A 24,675-nucleotide genomic window follows, 5' to 3' on the forward strand; every position below is an offset into this window, starting at 1 on the left:
TGCGGTACGGCGGCATGGCGGGAGGCGGGAGGCGGGAGGCGGGAAGGCGGCATGGCGGGAAGGCGGGAGGCGGGAGGCGGGAAGGCGGCATGGCGGGAAGGCGGGAGGCGGGAGTGGACCGCGGCCGCCCATGAGGACAGAAGGTGTCCGCAAGCCCGCGTACCGTGCCGTCCATGGCCCCGAAGCGGAGCACCGCCGCGAAGACGAACCCCGCCGCACCCGTCGTGCTCTCACCGCGCGCGCTGGGCCGCGCCACGCTGGAGCGGCAGCTGCTGCTGCGCCGGACCTCGATGTCCGCGAAGGACGCCGTCGAGCATCTGGTCGGTCTCCAGGCGCAGAACACCAAGCCGCCGTACTACCAGCTCTGCGCCCGCCTCGACGGCTTCGCCCCCGCCGAGCTCGCGGAGCTGATGGAGTCCCGCGAGGTGGTCCGGATCGTCACCCTTCGCTCCACCATCCACCTGCACACCGCGGCGGACGCGCTCACCCTGCGCCCGCTCGTCCAGGCGGCGCGCGACCGCGAGCTCAGGACCTTCCGCAAGGGGCTCGCCGGGGTGGACCCGGACCGGCTCGGGGCGCTCGCCAGGGAGCTCGTCGAGGAGCGGCCCCGTACGCCCAAGGAGATCCGCGAGGCGCTGCTGGCCGAGTGGCCCGAGGCCGATCCGCAGGCACTGGGCGTGGCCGCCCGCTGTCTGCTGCCGCTGGTCCAGGTCACCCCGCGCGGGGTGTGGGGGAGGAGCGGCCGGGTCGCGCTGACCACCGCCGAGCACTGGCTCGGCAGCCCGTCGGAGCCGGTCCCCGCACCCGATGCCGCCGTGCTGCGCTATCTCGGTGCCTTCGGGCCCGCCTCCGTGCGGGACATGCAGACGTGGGCCGGGCTGACCAGGCTGCGCGAGGTCTTCGAACGGCTGCGGCCGCGGCTCATGACCTTCCGGGACGAGAACGGCATCGAGCTCTTCGACCTGCCGGACGCCCCGCGCCCCGACGAGGACACCCCTGCCCCGCCGCGCTTCCTGCCCGAGTTCGACAACGTGCTGCTCGGCCACGCGGACCGTACGCGTGTCATTCCGCCGCGGTACCGGGGGCGCAACGGGAACGGCAACCAGTCGTACGGGACGGTGCTGGTCGACGGATTCCTCGCGGCGATCTGGCGGCTGGGCGGCGGCGCCGGGGCGGGCGCGGGGCCCGGGGCCGGTCCCGGAGCGACGACCCTCACCGTGCAGCCGCTCGGCAGGCTGAGCCGGGCCGATCGCGACGCCGTCACGGAAGAGGCGGTACGGATGCTCGCCACCCTGACGACGGCTGCCACCGACGCGCACGGATACGACATCCGGTTCGCGACGTTCGTCGACTTCGAACGATGAGCACCCGCCCACACGCTACGGCAGCAGCCCCGCGCGCCGGGCCGCCACCACGGCCTCCAGCCGTGTGTGCGCGCCCAGCTTGCGCATCGCCGAACGCAGATAGCCCTTCACCGTCTCCGGCCTCAGCCCCAGCCGCTCCGCCGCCACCGCGTTCGTGGTCCCCGCCGCCACACAGGCCAGCACGTCCACCTCGCGCGGCGCCAGATGCACACCGCAGGGCTTCGGCACCCGGGCCCCGGCCGCCGAGGCGAGCCGCCCGCACACCGAGAGCAACTCGTCGCGCAGCGCCGGATCGGCGACCTTCGGCACCAGGGCGCGCAGCTCGCGATGCGCCTCGCGGACGTCCTCCCACGCCTCCGGCGGGGCCGCCGGATCCGTGACCTGTTCCCGGGTCACGGCCAGGAGCTGCTGCACCTCGTCCCGCACGACCAGGGCCTGCTCCACATCGCGGGCGGCGGCGACCGCCGCGTCGAACGTGCGATCGCCGAGCGCGACCGGCTCACGCAGCGCCCCGTACAGCAGGCCGCGCACCTTGCGCCGTACAACGACGGGCACCGCGACCACCGCGCGCAGGCCCTCCGCCGCGACCGCCACGTCGTACTCGTGGCTGATGTGGCGCGAGGAGCGGTAGTCGGTCACCGCACAGGGACGGGACAGGGCGATCGACTTGCCGCCGAGCCCGCTGCCCGCCGAGATGACGAGCCCGCGCAGGGCGGCCGACCGCGCCCCGTTCAGCTCGGCTATCCGGGCGTGGCGGGCATCCGAGAGCAGCCCGCCGAAGGCCACGGGCAGACCACTGATCCGGCGCAGCCGCAGCAGCGCCGCCTGCATCTCGACCGCATCGACGGATTCCGGCACGCTGTCGCCTCTCTGCCCGGTCCCTGCCCGGCTCCGGAGGCACGGCAGCCTCGCTCGCCGCACCCCCGTTCGGGGGTGGTGAGACCTGGGTCACTGTTTACATGATGTTAAGCGACCGGTCCGGTCCGCAATGAGGAGGGCACATGTCGGCAACCAGCGCGACGGAGACATTCCGGGCCGCCAGGGACTTTCTGCTCCAGCACCGCGAGGACTACCACGCGGCCTACCAGGGCTTCCGCTGGCCCCGGACCGACCATTTCAACTGGGCGCTCGACTGGTTCGACGCCATCGCCGAGAACAACGACCGCACCGCCCTGCACATCGTGGAGGAGGACGGCGGCCGCACCGAGGTCTCCTTCGCCCGGATGTCCGCCCGCTCCAACCAGGCCGCGAACTGGCTGCGCGCCCAGGGGGTACGGGCCGGGGACCGGATCCTCGTCATGCTCGGCAACCAGGTCGAGCTGTGGGAGACGGCCCTCGCCGCGATGAAGATGCGCGCCGTCGTCATCCCCGCCACCCCGCTCCTCGGCCCGGTCGATCTGCGCGACCGGGTGGAGCGCGGCCGGGTCCGGCACGTCCTGGTGCGGGACACCGACACCGCCAAGTTCGACGAGGTGCCCGGCGACTACACCCGGATCGCCGTCGGCGCGGACGTGCCCGGCTGGCTGTCGTACACCGGCGCCGACGACCGGCCGGAGACCTTCGAGGCGGAGCGGGAGACCGACGCCGACGAACCGCTGATGCTCTACTTCACCTCCGGCACGACCGCCAGCCCCAAACTGGTCGAGCACACCCATGTCTCCTACCCCGTGGGCCACTTGTCGACGATGTACTGGATCGGCCTCAAGCCCGGGGACGTCCACCTCAACATCTCCTCGCCGGGCTGGGCCAAGCACGCCTGGTCGAACCTCTTCGCGCCCTGGAGCGCCGAGGCGACCGTCTTCATCTTCAACTACACCCGCTTCGACGCGGGCCGGCTGATGGCCGAGATGGACCGCTCGGGCGTGACCAGCTTCTGCGCCCCGCCCACCGTCTGGCGGATGCTGATCCAGGCCGACCTCTCCCAGTTGAAGACCCCGCCGCGGGAGGTCGTCGCGGCCGGTGAGCCGCTGAATCCGGAGGTCATCGAGACGGTGCGGCGCACCTGGGGCGTCACCATCCGGGACGGCTTCGGCCAGACGGAGACCGCCGTCCAGGTCGCCAACACCCCGGGGCAGCTGCTGAAGGCCGGTTCGATGGGACGGCCCAGCCCCGGCTTCACGGTCGAGCTCCTCGACCCGGTCACCGGCGAGCCCGGCGCCGCCGAGGGGGAGATCTCCCTCGATCTCTCGGACCGTCCGGTGGGCCTGATGACCGGCTACCACGGCGACCCGGACCGGACCGCGGAGGCCATGGCCGGCGGTTACTACCGCACCGGTGACATCGGTTCCCGCGACGAGGACGGCTACATCACCTACGTGGGCCGCGCCGACGACGTCTTCAAGGCGTCCGACTACAAGATCTCGCCGTTCGAGCTGGAGAGCGCGCTGCTGGAGCACGAGGCGGTCGCCGAGGCCGCCGTCGTCCCCGCCCCCGACCCGGTACGGCTCGCGGTGCCGAAGGCGTACATCGTGCTCGCGGAGGGCTGGGAGCCGGGACCGGACACGGCGAAGGTGCTGTTCGCGCACTCCAGGGCGGTCCTCGCCCCGTACAAGCGGGTCCGCCGACTGGAGTTCGCCGAGCTGCCCAAGACCGTCTCCGGCAAGATCCGCCGCATCGAGCTGCGTGAGCGCACGGCCCGGGGCACCGGCACCGAGTACGACGAGGGGGACCTGCGATGAGTGAACTGTCCTACGCGCACGGCACCGGCACCACGGCGCTGCTCGGCGACACCGTCGCGGGCAATCTCGACCGCGCGGTCGAGGCGTTCGGGGAACGCGAGGCGCTCGTCGACGTCCCCTCGGGGCGACGCTGGACATACACCGAATTCGGTGCCGCAGTCGACGAGTTGGCCCGTGCGCTGATGACGTCGGGGGTGGCCAAGGGGGACCGGGTCGGGATCTGGGCGATCAACTGCCCCGAGTGGGTCCTCGTGCAGTACGCCACCGCCCGCATCGGCGCCGTCATGGTCAACATCAACCCGGCCTACCGCGCGCACGAGCTGGAGTACGTGCTGAAGCAGGCCGGGATCTCGCTCCTGGTCTCCTCGCTCTCGCACCGCACCAGCGACTACCGCGCACTGGTCGACCAGGTCCGCGGCGCCTGTCCGGCCCTGCGTGCCGTGCACTACATCGGCGACCCGTCCTGGGACGCCCTGCTGGCCGGGTCCGGGTCGGTGACGGAGGATCAACTCGCGTCCCGCATAGCAGAGTTGTCCTGCGACGACCCGATCAACATCCAGTACACCTCCGGTACCACCGGCTTCCCCAAGGGAGCCACCCTCTCCCACCACAACATCCTCAACAACGGCTACTTCGTGGGGGAGCTGGTCGCCTACACGGAACAGGACCGGATCTGCCTGCCCGTCCCCTTCTACCACTGCTTCGGCATGGTCATGGGCAACCTCGGCGCCACCTCGCACGGCGCCTGCATCGTGATCCCGGCGCCCTCCTTCGAGCCCGCCGCCGTGCTGGCCGCCGTTCAACAGGAGCGGTGCACCTCGCTCTACGGCGTCCCCACCATGTTCATCGCGGAGCTGGGTCTCCCCGACTTCGCCTCGTACGACCTCTCCTCGCTGCGCACCGGCATCATGGCCGGATCGCCCTGCCCGGTCGAGGTGATGAAGCGGGTCGTCGCCGAGATGCACATGGACGAGGTGTCCATCTGCTACGGCATGACGGAGACCTCGCCGGTCTCCACCCAGACCCGCCGCGACGACGACCTGGAGCGCCGCACCGGCACGGTCGGCCGCGTCATGCCGCACATCGAGGTCAAGGTCGTCGACCCGGTGACCGGGGTGACCCTGGAGCGCGGCGCGGCGGGCGAACTCTGCACCCGGGGCTACAGCGTGATGCTCGGTTACTGGGAGCAGGCCGAGCGCACCGCGGAGGTGATAGACGCCGGCCGCTGGATGCACACCGGGGACCTCGCCGTGATGCGGGAGGACGGCTACGTCGAGATCGTCGGCCGGATCAAGGACATGATCATCCGTGGTGGCGAGAACGTGTACCCGCGGGAGATCGAGGAGTTCCTCTACGGCCACCCGAAGATCGCGGATGTGCAGGTGGTGGGCGTACCGGACGACAAGTACGGGGAGGAGATCCTGGCCTGCGTCATCCCGAGGGATCCGGCGGACCCGCCGACCCTGGACGAGGTGACGGGCTACTGCCGCGAACAGCTGGCGCACTACAAGATCCCGCGGCGGCTGCAGATCCTGGCGACCTTCCCGATGACGGTCAGCGGGAAGGTCCGGAAGATCGAACTGCGGGAGGGCTACGGCCGCCAGGAGCGGACCGCCCCGGGCGTCGTCAGGCGGCCTCGATGATGTCCCCGGCAACGCCCCGGGTCGCGGCCGCCCATTCGATCAGCAGCACCTCGTAGGCGGCGGACTCCACGGAGGACCAGTCCTGGCCGGCTCGCGCGTCGACCAGCGCCCGTATCGCCTCGTTCGCCTCGGCGGCGGACGGGGGCGTCGGTCGGGCCGTGCGCGACGGGTCGGTGGGTGGGGTGTGCCGTGGAGTTAAAGCCATGTCCCCTACCTTAAGGCCCGCCACTGACAGCGGCCCGAACATTTGTGGCCCCTGGCTCGAACGTGACCGATTGCACTCACTGTTGCCGGCCGGTTCCGCTGAGGTGCGGGCCGGGCTCGGTGCGCGGGATCTCGCGGCGCATGCAGACTCTCGGCCAGCGGTCCAGGCCGTGTTCCGCCTCCTCCGCCCTGATCTTCCGCAGCCCCTCGGTGAGTTCGGATTCCGTGAGCGTACGGAAGCCGAGGCGGGTGTAGTACGGGGCGTTCCACGGGACGTGGGAGAAGGTCGTCAGCGTGAGCGCGCTCAGCCGCCGGTCGGCCGCCCATGCGGCGAGATGGTCGATGAGGGTGCTGCCCAGTCCGCGCCGTGCGGCGGACGGATGGACGGAGACCTGCTCGATGTGGGCCGCGCCGTCGACCGGGTCGGCGATCAGATAGCCGACCGGGCGGTCGTCGGCGTCCGCGGCCACCCAGGCGCGGCCGGCCAGGCGGTAGCCGTCCAGCAGATCGAGGGGCGGAGGGTCGTCGTCCGCGATGGCGGTCATGCCGAGCGCGCGGAACGGTTCGCCGGCGGCGCGCTCGATGTCCTGGAGCAGCGGCAGATCGGAGCGGCGGGCGGTACGGATACGCATACGGTCAGTATGGCGCCCCGGAAGATCTCAGGCCCCGGCGCTGATCAGCTCGTTCGCAGGACTGTTGGCCGGCAGCGGCGTTCCCGTGACGTCCATCAGGAAGAGCGGGAGGCCGAGCCCGTCCGCGCGGGCTTCGGCATCCTCGGCGTAGCCCGCGAGTGAGAAGAACACGCTCGTGACGGACGCGCTGAGCGCGTGCAGCCAGAGGCACTCGACGTCACGCAGGGCGGTCGGGCGGGTGGTGGCGTCGACGCGGGCGATCAGTCCGGTGGCGCGCAGGTCGATCCGCTCGGGGGAGCGCTCCGCCGGCTGTACGACATCGTGGTAGCCCAGCCAGTTCAGATACAGGGCGGCGCAGGCGACCGCGTCGGGTGCCGTACGGATCGGCCGCGGCCGGAACGCGGGCCGGGGCGGCGGCGCCGTGCGCGGCAGCGGGATGTGGGACGGCCGGGCGGACCGGCCCCCGTCGGCGGGGGAGGCGGTGGCGTCGGTGTCGTGGGAGGCTGCCGGCGGACGGACCGGTATCCGCAGCACCGCCCCGCACGGGCAGTACAACTCCGGCTGCGGCCACTGGTCGAGGCGCCCGCAGGAGCGGCAGCGCACCCCCACCCAGTCGTCGTTCCAGGTGCGGTGCGTGATCGGTACGACCGGGGCGCCGCGCAGCACGGGCGGGGCGGTCGGCGCACCGCACGGGCAGGGGTAGACCGGCGCGCTGTACGTGTGGGCGCGGCGGCAGGCCGGACAGCGTACCGGCACCGACTCCACCATGATCTCCCTCCGGCTCCGGGCGTGCGCCCCGGCGACGGGCCGCCCCGGCGCACCACGACGCGCCGGCGCCGACCCGTCCGGGCCCGCTGCGCTCCGCACCCCATCGTCCACCAGGAGCGAGGTGCTGGGGAGCGATTCGGCGTACTTCGCGGACCGGCGCGCGGGTCGGTCCGCCGTGCGCGGACTCCCTTGACGGCCGTCCGGCCGCACTTTAGATTGATTTCCGTATAACAGAATCAATTTTCCGCTATACGGAATTGGTGCTCTCAGGTGGCGCGACAGAGCCCGACTCCACCAGGCCCGAGCAGGAGCACTCAATGCCTCGAATGACCGCTGCCCGAGCGGCAGTTGAGATCCTCAAGCGCGAAGGAGTCAGCAACGCGTTCGGTGTGCCGGGCGCGGCGATCAACCCCTTCTACGCGGCCCTCAAGGCCGCCGGCGGGGTTCATCACACGCTCGCCCGCCATGTCGAGGGCGCCTCCCACATGGCGGAGGGCTACACCCGCGCCCGGCCGGGCAACATCGGTGTCTGCATCGGCACCTCGGGACCGGCCGGCACCGACATGATCACCGGCCTGTACTCCGCGATCGCCGACTCGGTCCCGATCCTCTGCATCACCGGACAGGCCCCGACCGCCGTGCTCCACAAGGAGGACTTCCAGGCGGTCGACATCGCCTCGATCGCGGCGCCCGTCACCAAGGCCGCCACGACCGTTCTCGAAGCCGCCCAGGTCCCGGGCGTCTTCCAGCAGGCCTTCCAGCTGATGCGCACCGGCCGGCCCGGCCCGGTCCTCATCGACCTGCCCGTCGATGTCCAGCTCACCGAGATCGAGTTCGACCCCGGTCTGTACGAGCCGCTGCCGGTGCACAAGCCCGCCGCGACCCGCAAGCAGATCGAGCGCGCCCTGGAGATGCTGAACGCCTCCGAGCGCCCCCTGATCGTCGCGGGCGGCGGCGTCATCAACGCCGACGCGTCCGCACTCCTGGTGGAATTCGCCGAGGTGACGGGGGTTCCGGTCGTCCCGACCCTGATGGGCTGGGGCGCCCTCGCCGACGACCACGCGCTGAACGCGGGCATGGTCGGCCTCCAGACCTCGCACCGCTACGGCAACGCGAACTTCCTGGAGTCCGACTTCGTCCTCGGCATCGGCAACCGCTGGGCCAACCGCCACACCGGCAAGCTGGACGTCTACACCCGGGGCCGCACCTTCGTCCACGTGGACATCGAGCCCACCCAGCTCGGCAGGATCTTCGCCCCCGACCTCGGGATCGTCTCCGACGCCGGGGCCGCGCTGGAACTGTTCGTCGAGGTGGCACGCGAGCTGAAGACCGCGGGGAAGCTCAAGGACCGCTCGGAGTGGGCCGCGTCCACCCAGGAGCGCCGGGCCGCGCTGCAGCGCCGTACGCACTTCGACAACGTGCCGCTGAAGCCGCAGCGGGTGTACGAGGAGATGAACCGGGCCTTCGGACCCGAGACCCGGTACGTCACCACGATCGGCCTCTCCCAGATCGCCGGTGCGCAGCTGCTGCACGTCCACCGGCCGCGCCACTGGATCAACTGCGGCCAGGCGGGCCCGCTCGGCTGGACCATCCCGGCCGCGCTGGGCGTCGCCACGGCCGACCCGGACGGTTCCGTCGTGGCGCTCTCCGGCGACTACGACTTCCAGTTCATGCTGGAGGAGCTGGCGGTCGGCGCGCAGCACCGCATCCCGTACGTCCACGTCCTGGTGAACAACTCCTACCTGGGCCTGATCCGTCAGGCGCAGCGCACCTTCGGCATCGACTTCCAGGTCAACCTGGAGTTCGAGAACCTCAACTCGCCGGAGGTCGGCGGCTACGGGGTCGACCACGTCAAGGTCGTCGAGGGCCTGGGCTGCCGGGCGATCCGGGTCACCGAGCCGGACCGGCTGCTGCCGGCCTTCGAGGAGGCCAAGAAGCTGGCCGCGGAGTTGCGGGTGCCGGTGGTCGTCGAAGCGATTCTGGAGCGCGTGACGAACATCGCGATGAGCGGCACGGACATCGCGTCCGTCGACGAGTTCGAGGACGTCGCGACGGACCCGTCCCACGCGCCGACCGCGATCCGCCCGCTCGCGGTGTCCTGACGACCCGTCGGCCCGTCCGCGGCCCCCGCCCCCGACAGCCGGGGCGGGGGCCGCGTCCTCGCCGGGCCGGTGCGCCGTCCTCCGCCCCGGCCGGAACCCGGGGCGGAGCCGGGAAAACGGAGAAGGGCGCGGAGCACGGGACCGTATCCGTACTCCGCGCCCTGGCACGGGAGAACACAACAGGGGTCGCGGCGGCGGCGACCGGGCGGGCGGCCCTCCTCTCCTTCAGGTCAGGAGGGGAGCGGACACCTGCCCCCACCACCGCACTGGCATCGCACGGCCGCCGCGACCTCGTCCTGCCCCCGCCGCACGACACCCCTCATCCGGGTGTGCGGCGCGAGCAGGGCTCGGTGGGAGGCTCAGTCCTCGCGCAGGGCGCGGACGGCCTCCTCCACGCGCCTGCCGTAGTCGGCGTCGGCCGCGTGGAAGTGGGCGAGGTTCTTCTCGACGACGTCGTCGCGGCTCACCCGGGAGAGACCCCCGGCGATGTTGGCGACCAGGCGTCCCTTCTCGTCCTCGGACATCAGCCGGTACAGCTCGCCCGCCTGGGAGAAGTCGTCGTCCTTGGCATGGGCGGGCGCCGCGTGGGTGCCGGTCCAGCCGTGGACCGCGAGCGGGGCGGAGAGCGCCGCGCCGGTCTGGGCCGGGCCCGCGTACGAGTTGGGCTCGTAGTTCTTGTCGTGACGCGCGCCGTTGCGGGTGGCGTGCAGCCCGTCGCGGCCGTAGTTGTCGACGACCGCGGTGCGCGGCGCGTTCACCGGGAGCTGGGTGTGGTTGACGCCCAACCGGTAGCGGTGCGCGTCCGCGTAGGCGAACAGGCGGCCCTGGAGCATCTTGTCCGGGGACGGGCCGATGCCGGGTACGAAGTTGTTCGGGGAGAACGCCGCCTGCTCGACCTCGGCGAAGACGTTGTCCGGGTTGCGGTCGAGGACCAGCCGGCCCACCCGCCGCAGCGGGTGGGCCGCGTGCGGCCACACCTTGGTCAGGTCGAACGGGTCGAAGCGGTAGCCCGCGGCCTCCGCGGCCGGCATGACCTGCACGTACAGCGTCCAGGACGGGTTCACCCCGCGCTCGATGGCCTGGAGCAGGTCCGTCTGGTGCGAACTGCCGTCCTTGCCCGCCAGTTCGGCGGCCTGCTCACTGGAGAGGCAGCGCACCCCCTGGTTCGTCTTGAAGTGGTACTTGACGAAGAAGGCTTCGCCCTCGGCGTTCGTCCACTGGTACGTGTGCGAGCCGTAGCCGTTCATGTGGCGGTACGAGGCGGGGATGCCGCGGTCCCCCATCAGCCAGGTGACCTGGTGCGTCGCCTCGGACGCGTGGGCCCAGAAGTCCCATACGTTGTCGGGTTCCTGACGGCCCGTGAACGGATCGCGCTTCTGCGAGTGGATGAAGTCGGGGAACTTGACCGGGTCCTTGATGAAGAACACCGGGGTGTTGTTGCCGACCAGGTCGTAATTGCCCTCGTCCGTATAGAACTTGAGGGCGAAGCCGCGCGGGTCGCGTACCGCGTCCGCGCCGCCCAGCGAATCGGCGACGGTCGAGAAGCGGATGAACGTCTCGGTGCGCCTGCCGACCTCGGAGAGGAAGTCCGCGCGGGTGAACGCCGTGATGTCATCGGTCACTTCGAAGTAGCCGTACGCGCCGGAGCCCCGGGCATGGACCACGCGCTCCGGTATGCGTTCCCGGTTGAAGCGGGCCAGCTTCTCCAGCAGGTGCTGGTCCTGGAGGAGGATCGGGCCACCGACGCCGGCGGTGGCGGAGTTCTGGTTGTCGGCGACCGGGGCGCCTGACTCGGTCGTAAGCACACGCTGCGTCATGGTGTCGGGGCGACCTTCCGTACGAGAGCTGCTGAGCTGCTGAACTGCGACGGCCTGGGGCTCCAGGAGCGTAGATACGCCCCGAACCCGGCGTCAACAGTTTGTTGAAATCAGGAATCAGGTGTTCCGGACGGCGTCGACGCCTGGGCGCGACAGGACAGGTGTCGGCGTCGACGCCATCCGGAAGTCTCCGGGTGCCGGGCCCGGCGGGGCCCGGACGGTCAGACCTGGACCGGCCGGCCCGACAGGCGCTCGACCGAGCGCAGCAGTGCCGAGTGGTCGAGTCCGCCGTCGCCCTGGGCGCGGAGCGAGGCGACGAGCTGGGCGACCACGGCGCCGACGGGCAGCGCGGCACCGACGCGGCGGGCGGCGTCCGTGACGATGCCCATGTCCTTGTGGTGCAGGTCGATCCGGAAGCCCGGCGCGAAGTCCCGCTTCAGGAAGTTCTCCTTCTTGCGCGTCAGGACCGTCGAACCGGCCAGCCCGCCGTTGAGGACATCCAGCGCGGCGGCGAGGTCGACACCGGACTTCTCCAGGAAGACGACCGCCTCGGCGCACGCCTGGATGTTGACCGCGACGATCAGCTGGTTGGCGGCCTTCACCGTCTGGCCGGAGCCGTGCGGACCGCACCGCACGATGGTCCTGCCGAGCGCCCGGAGGATCGGCTGCGCGGTGTCGAAGTCGGTCTGCTCACCGCCGACCATGATCGACAGCACGGCCTCGGTCGCACCGGCCTCGCCGCCGGACACCGGGGCGTCCAGCACCCGGATGCCCTTCTCCTTCGCGTTCCTCGCGAGGTCCACCGAGGTCTGCGGAGTGATCGACGACATGTCGATCAGCAGCGCGCCGCGCCTCGCGTTCGCCAGGATGCCGTCGGGCCCGTACGCGACGGCCTCGACCTGCGGGGAGGCGGGCACCATCGTGATGACGACATCGGCGTCCCGGACCGCCTCGGCGATCGAGCGCGCGCCCGTGCCACCGGCCGCGACCAGCCGGTCGATCTTGTCCTGCTCCAGGGTGTGACCGGTGACGTCGTACCCGGCCTTGATCAGGTTCTCGGACATGGGGGAGCCCATGATGCCGAGGCCGATCCACGCGACCTTGGGGAGGTTGTTGCTCATGAGGGTGCCTTCCGGTAAGCGTGTGTACGAGGGGGAGCCGCCCGCCCTCAGGGGGCGGCCCGCGCGGTGGCCGGGAGCCACTCGAAGGCCTCGGCGCTCGGCCGGTCGCCCGGCTTGTACTCCAGGCCGACCCAGCCGTCGTAGCCGGCCTCGGTCAGCTCGTCGAGGAGACGCTCCAGCGGGAGCGAGCCGGTGCCGGGTGCGCCGCGTCCGGGGTTGTCGGCGATCTGGACGTGACCGGTCTTCCCGGCGTACGCCGCGATGGTCCGGCCGAGGTCCTCGCCGTTCATCGACAGGTGGTACAGGTCCAGCAGGAACTTCGCGTTCCCGAGCCCGGTCGCCGCATTGACCCTGTCCACGACGTCGATCCCGGCCGGAGCGCTCACCAGGGGGTAGAGCGGTGATTCCGGCTCGTTGAGCGTCTCGATCAGGAGGACCGCTCCGATCCGGTGGGCCGCGCGGGCGGCGGCGGTCAGGTTCTGCAGGGCGAGTTCGTCCTGCGCGGCAGGGTCCACGCCGTCGACGCGGTTGCCGTAGAGCGCGTTGAGGGCCTTGCAGCCGACCGAGGCGGCGAATCCGGCCGCCACTTCGACATTGGCGCGGAAGCGGTCCGACTCCTCGCCGGGCACGGAGAGCGCGCCGCGGTCGGGACCGGGCAGCTTCCCGGCGTAGAAGTTCAGTCCCACCAACCGCGTACCCGCGTCGTCGAGCGCCTTCTTGAGGGCGTCGAGCTCGGCCTGCGGCGGAGTGGGGGTCTCGACCCAGGGCCACCACAGCTCGACCGCCGTGAAGCCGGCCGCGGCGGCGGCCGCGGGACGCTCCAGGAGCGGGAGTTCCGTGAAGAGGATCGACAGGTTCACATCGAAGCGCTGGTCCGGGTAGCCCATGAGGATCTCGGGGCTCCTTCCGTATTGCGGAAGTTGATTTCTGCGTAACGGAAGATTGCCCGGAGGGGGGAGGGCTGTCAAGGGGGTGCCCGGAATCCGGGCCGGGTGCCTTCGCGCGGGTTGCGCGAGGTGGAGCCGGAATTGCACGGTTGCCGAGGGGGTGCGGGGCGGGACAGGGTGGCTGGTGCAGCCGGCGCGGCCGGCTCGGCCGCCGTACTCGGCGCCCACGCCCGATGCCCACGCCCGACGCCCGCACTCGACCCCACACGAGGTGCCTCGCATGAACCACGCCACCAGCCGGCGCACCGTCCTCGGAGCCCTCCTCGCCGGCGCCGCCCTGTCCGTGGCCCCCGCACCGCCGCGCCCGGCCCGGCAACCGGGGGCCGCGCCGGACTCCGGGCCCGCGGTCGGTTCGCGCCCGCGCGGCACCGGGCCGTTGCTGCTCGGCACGTACACCTCGGCCGAAGGCGGCGGCACGGGCATCGGCACGGCGGGGTACGACGCCGCCACCGGGGCGGTCTCCGGCGGCCCCGTGATCACCGGCGTCGAGAACCCCTCGTACCTGGCCATGCATCCCTCGGGCACCACCGTGTACGCGGTCGACGAGCAGGAGCGCGGCGGGGTGACGGCCGTCGCGCTCTCGCCCGACGGCAGTCACCGGGTGCTCGGAACCCGCAGCACGGGCGGGGCGGGACCCACCCATCTCTCCGTCCACCCCACGGGAAGGTGGCTGCTCACCGCGAACTACACCGCAGGCAGTGTCGCGGTGCACCCCGTCCGGGACGACGGCTCGCTGGGGGAGCGCACGGACCTGGTCGCCCACACCGCGCCGCCGCCCGGCCCCGGCCAGGACGGGCCGCACGCCCACCAGATCATCACCACCCCGGACGGCGACCACATCCTCGCCGTGGACCTCGGCAACGACTCCGTGTACACCTACCGGCTCGACGAGGAGCACGGCACGCTCGCCCAGGTCTCCTGCGCGGCCCTGCGCCCCGGTGCCGGACCGCGCCACCTCACCTTCCACCCGGGCGGCCGCTTCGCCTACCTGGCCTGCGAGGTCGACAACACCGCCGTCGTCTGCGGCTACGACCCGGCCACCGGCATCCTCTCCCCGGGCGCCCCGCAGCCCACCGGGACCGGCGCCGGCACCAGCTACCCCGCGCAGTTCCTGGTCACCGGCGACGGCCGCTTCGCCTACCTCGCCAACCGGGGGCACAACAGCCTGACGCGGTACGCGGTCGAGGACGACGGGGCAACGCTGCGGCTGCTCGGCACCGTGCCGGCCGGCGGCGACTTCCCCCGCCAGATCGCCTTCTCGCCGGACGGGCGGCTGCTCTTCGCCGCCAACCAGAAGTCGAGCACGGTGACGGCCTTCCGGGTCGACGCGAGGAGCGGCGGCCTGACCCGCACCGGCGACGCCTTCCCCGCCCCGGTGGCCGTCTGCGTGCTCCCGTACCAGGCGCCGGGACCGTCCCGCGAGTGAACGGGACCCTCCGCGCGGACGGGGGCGGCCGTCACCGGACGCCCCCGGCGCCCGTCCGTTAGGGTCGGGCCCCGGGCCGCGGGTCCACAAGGACGCGGCGAACGCACCAGGGAGGCACAGTGCGCTTGAGAGTGGAGTTCACCACCGAGCCCTTCGATCTCGACGAGGCGCCCGCCCACGCGGTCGTCGCCCGCGAGGTCATCCAGAACGCCGAGCTGGACGCCGTGGACGTCGGCCCCTTCGGCAACACCGCGGAGGGCGGCGCGGACGAGGTGCTCACCGCGGTGGACTCCCTGCTGCGCCGCGTCCTGACATCGGGTGCCACCCGGGTGTCGCTCCAGGTCAACGTGATCGGGGAGGGCCCGAAGTGACCGAACCGGCGGACCACCCCCTCGTTGCCGCGGTCAAGCCGCTCGTCGACGCCATGGGCGCCGAGCTGCTCGGACCCGAGCGCGCTCAGCCCGACGACGTCGTGCTGGCCTGGGAGGGTGAGGACGTCATAGCTGTCCGGCTGCCCCAGCTCTCGGAGTCGCTCGACCACATCCTGGCCGCTATGGAGCGCCGGCACGGCATGCCGCTCGCCGAGCTGGACCGCAGGACCAAGCAGTCGGTCGTACGGGCCCTGGAGGCACGCGGTGCCTTCTCCGTACGGCACGGTGTGGAGACGGTGGCGGGCGCGCTGGGGGTCAGCCGCTTCACCGTCTACAACTACCTCAACAGGGAAATCGCCGCCAAGGGCGAGTAGTTGAGGCCGCAGGTGGGCGAAGGCCGTCGAGGGCCGCGCAGGGCCGTCGTCCCAGGCATGGGGCGACGGCCTTTTGCGTGCGCGTAATTTCAACAAAGTGTTGACGTGGTGTTGTCGAGGGCGTTAGCTATCCGCAGCCCGACCGACGCGAAGCGCAGCGACGCCCAGCGAAAACAGCCACGGAGGCTCCCGTGACTTCGAGCTCCACGCCGGGCCTGGCCCGGTTCAACACCCTGGCGGACGACGAGGCCACCACAGCGTTGCACGAGGTGTGTGCCAGTGCGGCATGGGGAAGAGCGATCCTCTCCCGACGCCCGTACGCCACCGCGGAGGCCCTTCTCTCCACCGGTGACGCCGCCACGGCCGCGCTGACCCCGGAGGACCTGGCCGACGCGATGGCCGGTCACCCGCCGATCGGCCGTCCGAAGCCCGAAGACCCGGCCTCCTCCCGCGAACAGCGGGGGATGGCCGACGCCTCCGAGGAACTCAAGGCCGAGATGCTCGAACTGAACCTGGCCTACCAGGAGCGGTTCGGGCACGTCTTCCTGATCTGCGCCACCGGGGCCACCGGTGAACAGATGCGCGACGCGGTGAAGTCCCGGATCGGGAACCCGCCCGAGCAGGAGCGCGGGATCGTGCGCACCGAACTGGGCAAGATCAATCGCATCCGGCTCACCCGCCTCGTAGAGGACATCTGAGAACAAGGAGCGTGACGGCCTTGAGCACCGACACCACCGCATCGGTGTCCACCCACATCCTGGACACCAGTACCGGTCGCCCCGCCGCATCCGTCACCGTCGCGCTGGCCGCCCGCGGCGACGGCGATGCGCAGTACGTGGCGCTCGGCGGATCCGCGACGGACGCGGACGGGCGCTGCAAAGATCTGCCGGCCCTGCCGGAAGGCACCACCCACGTACGGCTCGTATTCGACACCGAGTCCTACTTCAGCAGCCAGAAGCAAGCCGAGGTGCAGCAGGACGCCCCCCGCGCAAGGGACAGCGGTGCGTTCTTCCCGGAGGTGGCGGTCGCGTTCGCCGTCACCCCGGGCGAGCACTACCACGTACCGCTGCTGCTCAACCCGTTCGGCTACTCCGTTTACCGAGGGAGCTAGCAGACAATGACCGTCCATTCCCACCAGGCCCGCCCTGTGATCCTCGGCCAGAACCAGTACGGCAAAGCAGAGAACCGCGTCGTCAGGATCACGCGGGACGGCGACACCCACCACATCAAGGATCTGAACGTCTCGGTCGCCCTCTCCGGCGACATGGAAGACGTCCACTACTCCGGCTCCAACGCCCATGTGCTGCCGACCGACACGACGAAGAACACGGTGTACGCGTTCGCCAAGCAACACGGCATCGAGTCGGCCGAACAGTTCGGCATCCACCTCGCCCGCCACTTCGTGACGTCGCAGGAGCCGATCAGGACGGCCCGGATCCGGATCGAGGAGTACGCCTGGGAGCGCATCGCCACCTCGGACGCCAACTCGCAGTTCATCGGCGCCGACGAGGTCAAGCACTCCTTCGTGCGCAGGGGCCAGGAGACGCGCACCACCCAGATCACCTTCGACGGCGAGAAGTGGCAGATCATCTCGGGGCTCAAGGACCTCGTCGTGATGAACTCCACCAACTCCGAGTTCTGGGGCTACGTCAAGGACGAGTACACGACGCTCAAGGAGGCGTACGACCGCATCCTCGCGACCGAGGTCTCCGCCAAGTGGCGGTACAACTGGACCAGCGACGACGCGCGGATGCCGAACTGGGAGAAGTCCTACGGGCAGGCGCGCAAGCACCTGCTCCAGGCCTTCGCCGAGACGTACTCCCTCTCCCTTCAGCAGACCCTGTACCAGATGGGTTCGCGCATCATCAACAGCCGCAGCGAGATCGACGAGATCCGCTTCTCGCTGCCGAACAAACATCACTTCCTGGTGGACCTGGAGCCGTTCGGGCTCAAGAACGACCACGAGGTCTACTTCGCGGCGGACCGCCCGTACGGCCTGATCGAGGCCACCGTGATACGGGACGGTGCCGAGCCGCAGATCCCGGTCGACATGACCAACCTCTGACGCGGCGCTGAGCCGGTTCCCGCCCGCGCACAGCCGGGCGGGGACCGGCCGGACCGGAGGGAACTTCCATGGCACAGCCTGCACTCGGGCCGGCAGAAGCAGAAGCAGAAGGCCCGTGTCCCACCCCACCGGAGACCTCGGTCCACCCGGTGGACGAAAAGCTCCGCCCCTCGCGGCTCGTCCCCGCCGCGCTCCAGCACATCGCCGCCATGTACGCGGGCGTCGTCACCCCTCCGCTCGTCATCGGCCAGGCCGTCGGCCTCGACCAGGCGGGCATGACCCGGCTGATCGCGGCAAGCCTCCTGATCGCCGGATGCGCCACCCTCCTGCAGACCCTCGGCGTCGGCGGCTTCGCCGGAAACCGGCTGCCGTTCGTCAACGCCGCGTCCTCCGCCGGAATCGCCCCGATGCTCGCCATCGCCGAGACCACCGCACCGGGTCACCAACTCCCCGCGATCTACGGGGCGGTGCTCGTCGCCGGAGTCTTCTGCCTGGCCGTCGGACCGTTCTTCGGCCGGCTGCTCCGCTTCTTCCCGCCGCTCGTCACCGGCGTCGTCATCACCCTCATCGGCGTCACCCTGATGCCCGTCCCGGTCTCCTGGGCGCAGGGCGGCGACAAGGGAGCCGCCGACTTCGGAGCGGCGAAGTACCTTGCGCTGGCCGCCTTCACGCTCGTCGTCATTCTGCTGATCCAGCGGTTCGGTCGCGGCTTCCTCAAGCAAGTCGCCCTGCTGATGGGGTTGTTGACCGGAACCTTGGCCGCGATCCCGTTCGGACTCGCGGACCCCTCCGCGCTGAAGTCCGCACCGGTCGCCGCCCTGCCCAACCCCTTCGCCTTCGGCGCACCCGAGTTCAGGCCCGCCGCGATCCTCTCGCTCTGCATCGTCATGCTCGTCCTGATGACGGAGTCCGCCGCCGGAATGCTGGCACTCGGCGAGATCTGCGACCGGCGCACCGACGGCCGGACCCTCACCCGCGGACTGCGCACCGACGGCATCGCGACCCTGCTCGGCCCGGTCTTCGGCGGCTTCCCGACGAGCGCCTTCGCCCAGAACGTCGGCGTGGTGTCACTGACGAAGGTACGCAGCCGCTACGTCGTTGCGGCAGCGGGCGGTGCGCTGCTGGTCCTGGGCGCCTTCCCGGCACTCGGCGCGGTCGTCTCCCTGGTGCCGATGCCCGTCCTCGGCGGCGCCGGCATCGTGCTGTTCGGCTCGATCGCGGTGAGCGGCATCCGTACGCTCTCCGAGGCCGGACTCGACGACAGCTCCAACATCGTCCTGGTCGCCGTCGCGCTCGGCGCGGGCATCGTCCCACTCGCCGCGCCCGGCTTCTACGCGGGATTCCCGTCCTGGGCACAGACCGTGCTGGGCTCCGGCATCAGCGCCGGAGCGCTCGTCGCCGTCCTGCTCAACCTGTTCTTCCACCATCTCGGCACCCGCAGCCGCCCGGCTGCGGCACTCAAATCCTCCTAGGGTCCTGCCGTGCCCGCATCGCCGGAAAGAAAAGGACGCGCCATGGCAGCATCGGCAGCCCCTGAGCAGCACGTGGAACGCATCGTCATCGAGAACTGCTCGATCGCGACCGTCGACGCCGACGACACCGAGTACGCCTCGGGTCATGTCGTCGTCGCGGGCCGTCGCATCGAATCCGTCGGCGCCGGCCGGGCGCCCGGGGGCCTGGAGGACGTCGTACGCCGCATCGACGGCACCGGGCATCTGGTCACCCCCGGTCTGATCAACACGCACCACCACTTCTACCAGTGGATCACCCGGGGCCTCGCCACGGACCACAACCTGTTCGACTGGCTGGTCGCGCTGTACCCGACCTGGGCGCGCATCGACGAGCCGATGGTCCGTGCCGCCGCGCAGGGCTCCCTCGCCATGATGGCCCGCGGCGGCGTCACCACCGCCATGGACCACCACTACGTCTACCCGCAAGGATCCGGCGACCTGTCCGGCGCCATCATCGGGGCCGCCCGCGACATGGGCGTACGGTTCACCCTCGCCCGCGGTTCCATGGACCGCAGCGCGAAGGACGGCGGGCTGCCGCCGGACTTCGCCGTGGAGACCCTCGACGGCGCACTCGCCGGCACCGAGGCGACCATCGACGCACACCACGACGCCTCCTTCGACGCGATGACCCAGGTCGCCGCCGCGCCCTGCTCCCCGTTCTCCATCTCCACCGAACTCCTGCGACAGGGCGCTGAGTTGGCCCGGCGCAAGGGGGTGCGCATGCACACCCACGGCTCGGAGACCGTGGAGGAGGAGAAGTTCTGCCACGAACTGTTCGGGATGGGCCCGACCGACTACTTCGAGTCGACCGGCTGGCTCGGCGACGACGTGTGGATGGCGCACTGCGTCCATATGAACGACTCCGATATCGCGGCCTTCGCCCGTACCGGAACGGGCGTCGCGCACTGCCCTTCGTCCAACGCCCGGCTCGCCGCGGGCATCGCCCGGGTGCCCGACATGCTCGCCGCCGGCGTCCCGGTCGGCCTCGGCGTCGACGGCACCGCCTCCAACGAGTCCGGCGAACTCCACACCGAACTCCGTAACGCCCTCCTCATCAACCGCCTCGGCGCCCACCGCGAAAAGGCCCTGAACGCCCGTCAGGCCCTGCGTCTGGGCACCTACGGCGGCGCGCAGGTACTCGGCCGGGCCGGCCAGATCGGCTCCCTGGAGCCGGGCAAGCTCGCCGACCTGGTGCTCTGGAAGCTGGACACCCTCGCCCACGCCTCCATCGCCGACCCGGTGACCGCACTCGTCTTCGGCGCCGCGGCCCCCGTCACCCTCTCCCTCGTCAACGGCAAGCCGGTCGTCGAGGACAACCACCTCATCACCGCGGACGAGGACGCCATCGCCCGCGCCACCCGCGACGAGGCCCGCCGCCTCGTGCGGATCGCCGCCGGAGCCTGACGCTCCGGGACACCCCCGATACCGGCCGGCCGAGGGGGACGGCCCTCGGCCGGCCGCCGTGGAACCGAACGGGGTCCACGGCAACCGGGGCGGGGCGCGTACACGCACGTACGCGTCCCCGCCCCGGTGATCCAAGCTGCCCGCACCAGCTGCACGATCTGCTCCACCTGCACCCACGCCCCACTTGCACCACCTCCCTGACACCCACGTCGCCGCAGACGTGTACCCGACCGGAGGAACCGCCGTGGCAGCTACGCCCAGGTTTCGCAACGACGCAGACGCAGCATCCGACACCGACCCCCACCCCGTCGCCGAGTCGGCATCGGCAGACCGGAAACACCCGGTCGACGAAACGCTCCCTCCGCTGAAGATGTTCACCAGCGGCCTCCAGCACGTGGCCGCGATGTACGCGGGTGTGGTGGCCCCGCCGATGATCGTGGGCCCGGCCGTGGGCCTCACCCCCAAGGAGACCGCCTTCCTGATGGGGGCGAGCCTCTTCACCGCGGGCCTCGCGACCCTGCTCCAGACCCTCGGCTTCTGGCGCATCGGTGCCCGGCTGCCGTTCGTCAACGGTGTCTCGTTCGCCGGGGTCACCCCGATGGTGGCGATCGGAAAGGACCGCGGACACGACGGCATCGCTGTCATCCTCGGCGCGATCACCGTGGCCGGCCTGCTCGGCTTCCTGCTCGCTCCGTACTTCTGCAAGCTGGTCCGCTTCTTCCCGCCGGTCGTCACCGGCACCGTGATCACATTGATCGGGCTGTCGCTGCTGCCGGTCGCCTTCAACTGGTCCCAGGGCGGCGACGCCACGGCCGGCGACTACGGCTCGACGACCGACATCACCATGGCTGCGGCCACGCTGGTGATCGTCCTGGCACTGCGCAAACTGCTGCGCGGCTTCCTCCAGCAGATCGCCATCCTGCTCGGACTGGTCCTCGGCACACTGATCGCGATCCCGGTCGGCATCACCGACTTCGGTGCCATCAAGGACGCCGGCCTGATCGGCTTCCCGGCGCCCTTCCACTTCGGCCCACCGCAGTTCGAGGCCGCCGCGATCGTCTCCATGTGCATCGTGATGCTGGTCTGCATGACCGAGTCCACCGCCGACATGCTGGCTCTCGGCAGGATCGTCGACCGTCCGGCGGACGAGCGGACCATCGAGGGCGGCCTGCGCGCCGACACCCTGGGCAGCGCCATCAGCCCGCTCTTCAACGGCTTCATGTGCAGCGCCTTCGCCCAGAACATCGGACTGGTCGCGATGACCAAGGTCCGCAGCCGCTTCGTGGTCGCCGCCGGCGGCGGCATCCTGATCGTGCTCGGGCTGGTCCCCGTCGCCGCGTCCGTCATCGCGCTCGTCCCGCTGCCCGTCCTCGGCGGCGCAGGCATCGTGCTCTTCGGATCGGTCGCCGCGAGCGGCATCCAGACACTGGCGACCGCCGCGCTGGAGAAGGGGGAGAACGCGCTGATCGTGGCGGCGGCCGTGGGCATCGGCCTGATCCCGATCGCCGCACCGGACTTCTACCACGCGTTCCCGAAGGACGCGCTTGTCGTGCTCGACTCCGGGATCTCGACCGGGTGCGTCGTGGCGATCGTGCTCAACCTGGCCTTCAACCACCTCGGCGGGAAACGGGGTGCGGATCCGGCGGAGCAGGAGTCGCGGCAGGGGGCGAAGCAGGAGAGCCCGGCGGCCGCGTCCACGGCGGCAGCACACTGACGCAGACGCGTCCCGGCTTCGCCCGGAAACGGCGCTGCGGCGCGTACGACGCCCCTCGCGGGAGCCGTACGCGCCGCAGCCGTGGGCCGGAGGTGCGTCAGCCGATGTGGTAGCTGTCGCCGTACACCTTCCAGTCGAGCGGCGGATCCAGGTTCAGATTGCCCTTCTTCAGGAAGACCCGCTGGGCGGTGTCCACGCGGCTGGTGTCGGAGTGGGCCTCCTCCTGCTGCATCGCCCAGACCCGGGCGTCGAGGAAGGCGTTGAGATACGTGACCTCGTTGCCGCCCTGCGACGGCGGCTTCGCCTTGGCGAGGGCCCGCTTGCGGATGGAACTGAAGCCGGTGCTGTCGCCGCCGTCACCGTGCATGACGATGGCGTCGTAGTACGCGAACTGGCCGAGTGTGCCGATGCCGTCGGCCTTGCCCTGGCCGACCGCGGGATCGAAGTACACCCGGTCCCGCTCGTCGTCCTGCGCCTGCTTGAACGCCGAGTCGGACGCGGCGGTCGCCCAGTCCTTCGTGAAGTTCGGGTCGAGACCGCTGTGCGAGTCGGTGCCGTTGACCTTCCGCAGCGCGGGCAGGTACTTCGCGAGGACGTTGCCCGGCTTGCGCTGGGTGTACAGCTCGACGAGGTCGAGCATGTCGCCGGTGCCGGAACAGAAGCCTATGATGCCGGCGGTGTAACCGCGGCCGTCGTCGATGTCCTCGATGTACTTGTACTGCGACTTCCAGTTGAGCGAGGAGTTCTCCGCGCTGGAGACCAGCTTCATGGCGATCTCCTTCTTCGCCGGATCGTCGAGGCCGGTCGCGGCGGCGGCCCGCGGAGCCGCCGCGGTCCGCTGCTCCGCCGTCTGCTGTGCCGCCGGGTGGGTGGGGGCTCCGGCGTGGGCCGCCACGGGGACCGCCGTGAGGGCCAGTCCGGCCGCGATGGCCGCGAGGCGCACGGATGATCGGGTAGTGCGACGTGCGGTGCGCTTATGGGGAGCGTGCACCAGTCCTCCAAAGGGAGTTCGTCGTTCCATTGGTCTGTTAGGAAGCTTTCCTATCAGAGTGGAGGGAGCGGCGTACACCCCTACGACACAAGGGAGTCGGGAACGTGCCGTGCTCCGGAACACGGGACGGCCCCGCATCGCGAGGCGCGATGCGGGGCCGGAACGCCGACCGGCGTCAGCAGTTGAGGTACGCCACGTGGATCCAGACGCCGGTGGGGCCGCCCCACAGGTCGCCCATGACCCAGTTGCCCTGCCGGCCGCGGTAGTTGAGGTTCTGGCCCTTGTTCACCTGGCCCAGGACCTGGTACTCGTTGCCCGGTCCGCCGCGGAAGTTCACCCCGTTGTCGTTGACGGTGCAGACCGCGGCCGGCGCCTTCGCGGCCTGCACGGCGGCGGGGTTCTGCACGGCCTGCGCGGCGGGGCTGAAGGCCAGTCCCAGACCGGCGGTCAGGACCGCGGCGGCCAGCATCATCTTCTTCATCATGTGGATTCTCCTCCGTAGTCCGGCCCACGTCAGCGTGGGCCGGTCACCAGCCCCAACGGAGCCGCCGTCCCTCGGGTCACGGGCCCGGGGCGCCCGTCGGGCGGGAGTGAAAGCGCAGGTCATATGGCACGTGCACCGGCGCACGCGGCTGATGGGCCGGACGCTCCTCGCGCCCGCCGATCGCGGGTTTGACGGGTGCCGCGAGGACAAGTGCCCGCTCGTTCGCCTGTAGCGTCAGGGGCATGGACGATCAATCTGTTGTCGACGTCGGCGATGTACGGCTGGCGTATCGGACCTGGGGCGACCCCTTCGGCTCCCCCGTGGTCCTGCTGCACGGCCTCGGCGGCTCCGCCGCGAGCTGGGAGGCGGCCGGGAGCCTGCTCGGCGAGGAGTGGCGGGTGTACGCCCTCGATCTGCGGGGGCACGGCGAGAGCGACTGGCCCGACGAGTACTCCGTCGAGCTGATGCGGGACGACGTCCTCGGCTTCCTCGACGAGTGCGAGCTCGACCGGGTGGGCCTGGTCGGCCACTCGATGGGCGGAGTCGTCGCCCACCTGCTCGCCCAGGAGCACGCGGACCGGGTGGAGCGACTGGTGCTGGTGGAGACCCCGCCGCCGTTCCCGGGTGAGCCGGAGCCGGCCGCCGAGCCGGAGGGGCCGGTGGACTACGACTGGGCCGCCGTCGCTCCGATCCGGGCCGAGGTGTCCGACCCCGACCCCGAGTGGGCGGCCGGGCTCGGCGAGATCGTCGCGCCGACGCTGATGATCGCCGGCGGCCCGGAGTCCACCATGCCCCAGGGGCGCCTGCAGGACATGGCCTCGCTGATCCCGGACTGCCGGCTGATCACGATCGGGGGCGGTCACCGGGTGCACGAGGTGCATCCCGACCAGGTCGCCCAGCAGATCACGGAGTTCTTCACCAGCTGAGGAACCGGCGGCGGCCGGCCCGCGCCGGGCCTGTCGGGCCCGTGCCGTGCCGTAGCTCGCCGGGACCGGGCGAGGGGCGGAGGACCTGCTGGTTCCCGCCTCGGCCCGCATGGGCCGCCCCGCACACCGCCTC

At 71.1% G+C, this 24,675-nt stretch carries 23 protein-coding genes; 14 read left to right on the forward strand and 9 right to left on the reverse strand.

Features of this window, described 5'->3' with window-relative positions:
* Positions 1-173: 173 nt before the first annotated feature.
* Positions 174-1,364, forward strand: a complete 1,191-nt coding sequence (locus ACFVT1_RS24280) for a winged helix DNA-binding domain-containing protein (protein ID WP_389798934.1) — start codon at positions 174-176, stop codon at positions 1,362-1,364.
* Between the two features lie 15 nt (positions 1,365-1,379).
* On the opposite strand, the gene ACFVT1_RS24285 is transcribed toward ACFVT1_RS24280, so the two are convergent.
* Positions 1,380-2,222, reverse strand: a complete 843-nt coding sequence (locus tag ACFVT1_RS24285; RefSeq protein WP_389798936.1) for a response regulator transcription factor — start codon at positions 2,220-2,222, stop codon at positions 1,380-1,382.
* A gap of 143 nt (positions 2,223-2,365) precedes the next feature.
* Between ACFVT1_RS24285 and ACFVT1_RS24290 the strand changes: the two genes are divergently transcribed.
* Positions 2,366-4,042 carry an AMP-binding protein gene (locus ACFVT1_RS24290; RefSeq protein ID WP_389798938.1) on the forward strand — a complete coding sequence of 559 codons (1,677 nt, stop codon included), beginning with the start codon at positions 2,366-2,368 and terminating at the stop codon, positions 4,040-4,042.
* Positions 4,039-5,685 (forward strand): AMP-binding protein, encoded by a 1,647-nt coding sequence (locus ACFVT1_RS24295; protein ID WP_389798940.1) that lies wholly within the window; start codon positions 4,039-4,041, stop codon positions 5,683-5,685. Before ACFVT1_RS24290 ends, ACFVT1_RS24295 begins: the two co-directional genes overlap by 4 nt.
* Here the strand turns inward: ACFVT1_RS24295 and ACFVT1_RS24300 are convergent.
* From ACFVT1_RS24300 to ACFVT1_RS24310, 3 genes are all read right to left on the reverse strand, one after another.
* A complete protein-coding gene (locus ACFVT1_RS24300; protein ID WP_389798942.1) occupies positions 5,669-5,890 on the reverse strand; it encodes a hypothetical protein in 222 nt (73 codons plus the stop codon). The two genes, ACFVT1_RS24295 and ACFVT1_RS24300, sit on opposite strands and share 17 nt — an antisense overlap.
* A 76-nt stretch (positions 5,891-5,966) precedes the next feature.
* Positions 5,967-6,521, reverse strand: coding sequence for a GNAT family N-acetyltransferase (locus ACFVT1_RS24305; protein WP_389798945.1), 555 nt, complete (start codon positions 6,519-6,521; stop codon positions 5,967-5,969).
* Between the two features lie 27 nt (positions 6,522-6,548).
* The gene (locus ACFVT1_RS24310) at positions 6,549-7,286 is read right to left on the reverse strand and encodes a hypothetical protein (protein WP_389799123.1); all 738 of its coding nucleotides are present in this window, start codon (positions 7,284-7,286) and stop codon (positions 6,549-6,551) included.
* Between the two features lie 329 nt (positions 7,287-7,615).
* Here ACFVT1_RS24310 and gcl point away from each other — a divergent pair, with 329 nt between their 5' ends.
* On the forward strand, positions 7,616-9,391 hold the full coding sequence (gene gcl, locus ACFVT1_RS24315; RefSeq protein ID WP_389798947.1) for a glyoxylate carboligase: 1,776 nt from the start codon (positions 7,616-7,618) through the stop codon (positions 9,389-9,391).
* A gap of 359 nt (positions 9,392-9,750) precedes the next feature.
* Here gcl and ACFVT1_RS24320 read toward each other — a convergent pair whose 3' ends face one another.
* The 3 genes from ACFVT1_RS24320 to ACFVT1_RS24330 all read right to left on the reverse strand — a co-directional run bounded on the left by ACFVT1_RS24320 (position 9,751) and on the right by ACFVT1_RS24330 (position 13,216).
* On the reverse strand, positions 9,751-11,208 hold the full coding sequence (locus ACFVT1_RS24320; protein ID WP_389798949.1) for a catalase: 1,458 nt from the start codon (positions 11,206-11,208) through the stop codon (positions 9,751-9,753).
* Between the two features lie 221 nt (positions 11,209-11,429).
* On the reverse strand, positions 11,430-12,329 hold the full coding sequence (locus ACFVT1_RS24325) for a 2-hydroxy-3-oxopropionate reductase (protein ID WP_389798952.1): 900 nt from the start codon (positions 12,327-12,329) through the stop codon (positions 11,430-11,432).
* Positions 12,330-12,376: 47 nt separating this feature from the next.
* Complete coding sequence (locus tag ACFVT1_RS24330) at positions 12,377-13,216, reverse strand: TIM barrel protein (RefSeq protein WP_389798955.1); 840 nt, start codon at positions 13,214-13,216, stop codon at positions 12,377-12,379.
* A 280-nt stretch (positions 13,217-13,496) separates the two neighbouring features.
* Here ACFVT1_RS24330 and ACFVT1_RS24335 point away from each other — a divergent pair, with 280 nt between their 5' ends.
* The 9 genes from ACFVT1_RS24335 to ACFVT1_RS24375 all read left to right on the forward strand — a co-directional run bounded on the left by ACFVT1_RS24335 (position 13,497) and on the right by ACFVT1_RS24375 (position 22,141).
* The gene (locus tag ACFVT1_RS24335) at positions 13,497-14,702 is read left to right on the forward strand and encodes a lactonase family protein (protein ID WP_389798958.1); all 1,206 of its coding nucleotides are present in this window, start codon (positions 13,497-13,499) and stop codon (positions 14,700-14,702) included.
* A gap of 119 nt (positions 14,703-14,821) precedes the next feature.
* Positions 14,822-15,073 carry a thiamine-binding protein gene (locus tag ACFVT1_RS24340; RefSeq protein ID WP_389798961.1) on the forward strand — a complete coding sequence of 84 codons (252 nt, stop codon included), beginning with the start codon at positions 14,822-14,824 and terminating at the stop codon, positions 15,071-15,073.
* Complete coding sequence (locus ACFVT1_RS24345; protein WP_389798963.1) at positions 15,070-15,447, forward strand: helix-turn-helix domain-containing protein; 378 nt, start codon at positions 15,070-15,072, stop codon at positions 15,445-15,447. Before ACFVT1_RS24340 ends, ACFVT1_RS24345 begins: the two co-directional genes overlap by 4 nt.
* 191 nt (positions 15,448-15,638) lie before the next feature.
* A complete protein-coding gene (gene uraD, locus ACFVT1_RS24350; RefSeq protein WP_389798966.1) occupies positions 15,639-16,145 on the forward strand; it encodes a 2-oxo-4-hydroxy-4-carboxy-5-ureidoimidazoline decarboxylase in 507 nt (168 codons plus the stop codon).
* A 20-nt stretch (positions 16,146-16,165) separates the two neighbouring features.
* The gene (gene uraH, locus ACFVT1_RS24355) at positions 16,166-16,558 is read left to right on the forward strand and encodes a hydroxyisourate hydrolase (protein ID WP_389798968.1); all 393 of its coding nucleotides are present in this window, start codon (positions 16,166-16,168) and stop codon (positions 16,556-16,558) included.
* Between the two features lie 6 nt (positions 16,559-16,564).
* Positions 16,565-17,512, forward strand: coding sequence for a factor-independent urate hydroxylase (pucL, locus tag ACFVT1_RS24360; RefSeq protein WP_389798970.1), 948 nt, complete (start codon positions 16,565-16,567; stop codon positions 17,510-17,512).
* Positions 17,513-17,580: 68 nt separating this feature from the next.
* Positions 17,581-18,984 carry a nucleobase:cation symporter-2 family protein gene (locus ACFVT1_RS24365; protein WP_389798972.1) on the forward strand — a complete coding sequence of 468 codons (1,404 nt, stop codon included), beginning with the start codon at positions 17,581-17,583 and terminating at the stop codon, positions 18,982-18,984.
* A 42-nt stretch (positions 18,985-19,026) separates the two neighbouring features.
* On the forward strand, positions 19,027-20,427 hold the full coding sequence (locus ACFVT1_RS24370; RefSeq protein ID WP_389798975.1) for an 8-oxoguanine deaminase: 1,401 nt from the start codon (positions 19,027-19,029) through the stop codon (positions 20,425-20,427).
* A gap of 244 nt (positions 20,428-20,671) precedes the next feature.
* Positions 20,672-22,141: a nucleobase:cation symporter-2 family protein gene (locus tag ACFVT1_RS24375; RefSeq protein ID WP_389798977.1), complete on the forward strand. Its 1,470-nt coding sequence runs from the start codon at positions 20,672-20,674 to the stop codon at positions 22,139-22,141.
* Between the two features lie 97 nt (positions 22,142-22,238).
* On the opposite strand, the gene ACFVT1_RS24380 is transcribed toward ACFVT1_RS24375, so the two are convergent.
* Both ACFVT1_RS24380 and ACFVT1_RS24385 read right to left on the reverse strand, forming a co-directional pair.
* Entirely contained in the window at positions 22,239-23,132 is an 894-nt protein-coding gene (locus ACFVT1_RS24380) for a chitosanase (protein WP_389798980.1), read from the reverse strand.
* Positions 23,133-23,307: 175 nt separating this feature from the next.
* Positions 23,308-23,616: an SH3 domain-containing protein gene (locus tag ACFVT1_RS24385; RefSeq protein ID WP_389798982.1), complete on the reverse strand. Its 309-nt coding sequence runs from the start codon at positions 23,614-23,616 to the stop codon at positions 23,308-23,310.
* 242 nt (positions 23,617-23,858) lie between these two features.
* On the opposite strand from ACFVT1_RS24385, the gene ACFVT1_RS24390 reads away from it, so the two are divergent.
* Positions 23,859-24,542: an alpha/beta fold hydrolase gene (locus tag ACFVT1_RS24390; RefSeq protein WP_389798985.1), complete on the forward strand. Its 684-nt coding sequence runs from the start codon at positions 23,859-23,861 to the stop codon at positions 24,540-24,542.
* Positions 24,543-24,675 lie beyond the last annotated feature (133 nt).

It is taken from the genome of Streptomyces sp. NPDC057963, from assembly GCF_042887155.1.
Lineage (GTDB): Bacteria > Actinomycetota > Actinomycetes > Streptomycetales > Streptomycetaceae > Streptomyces.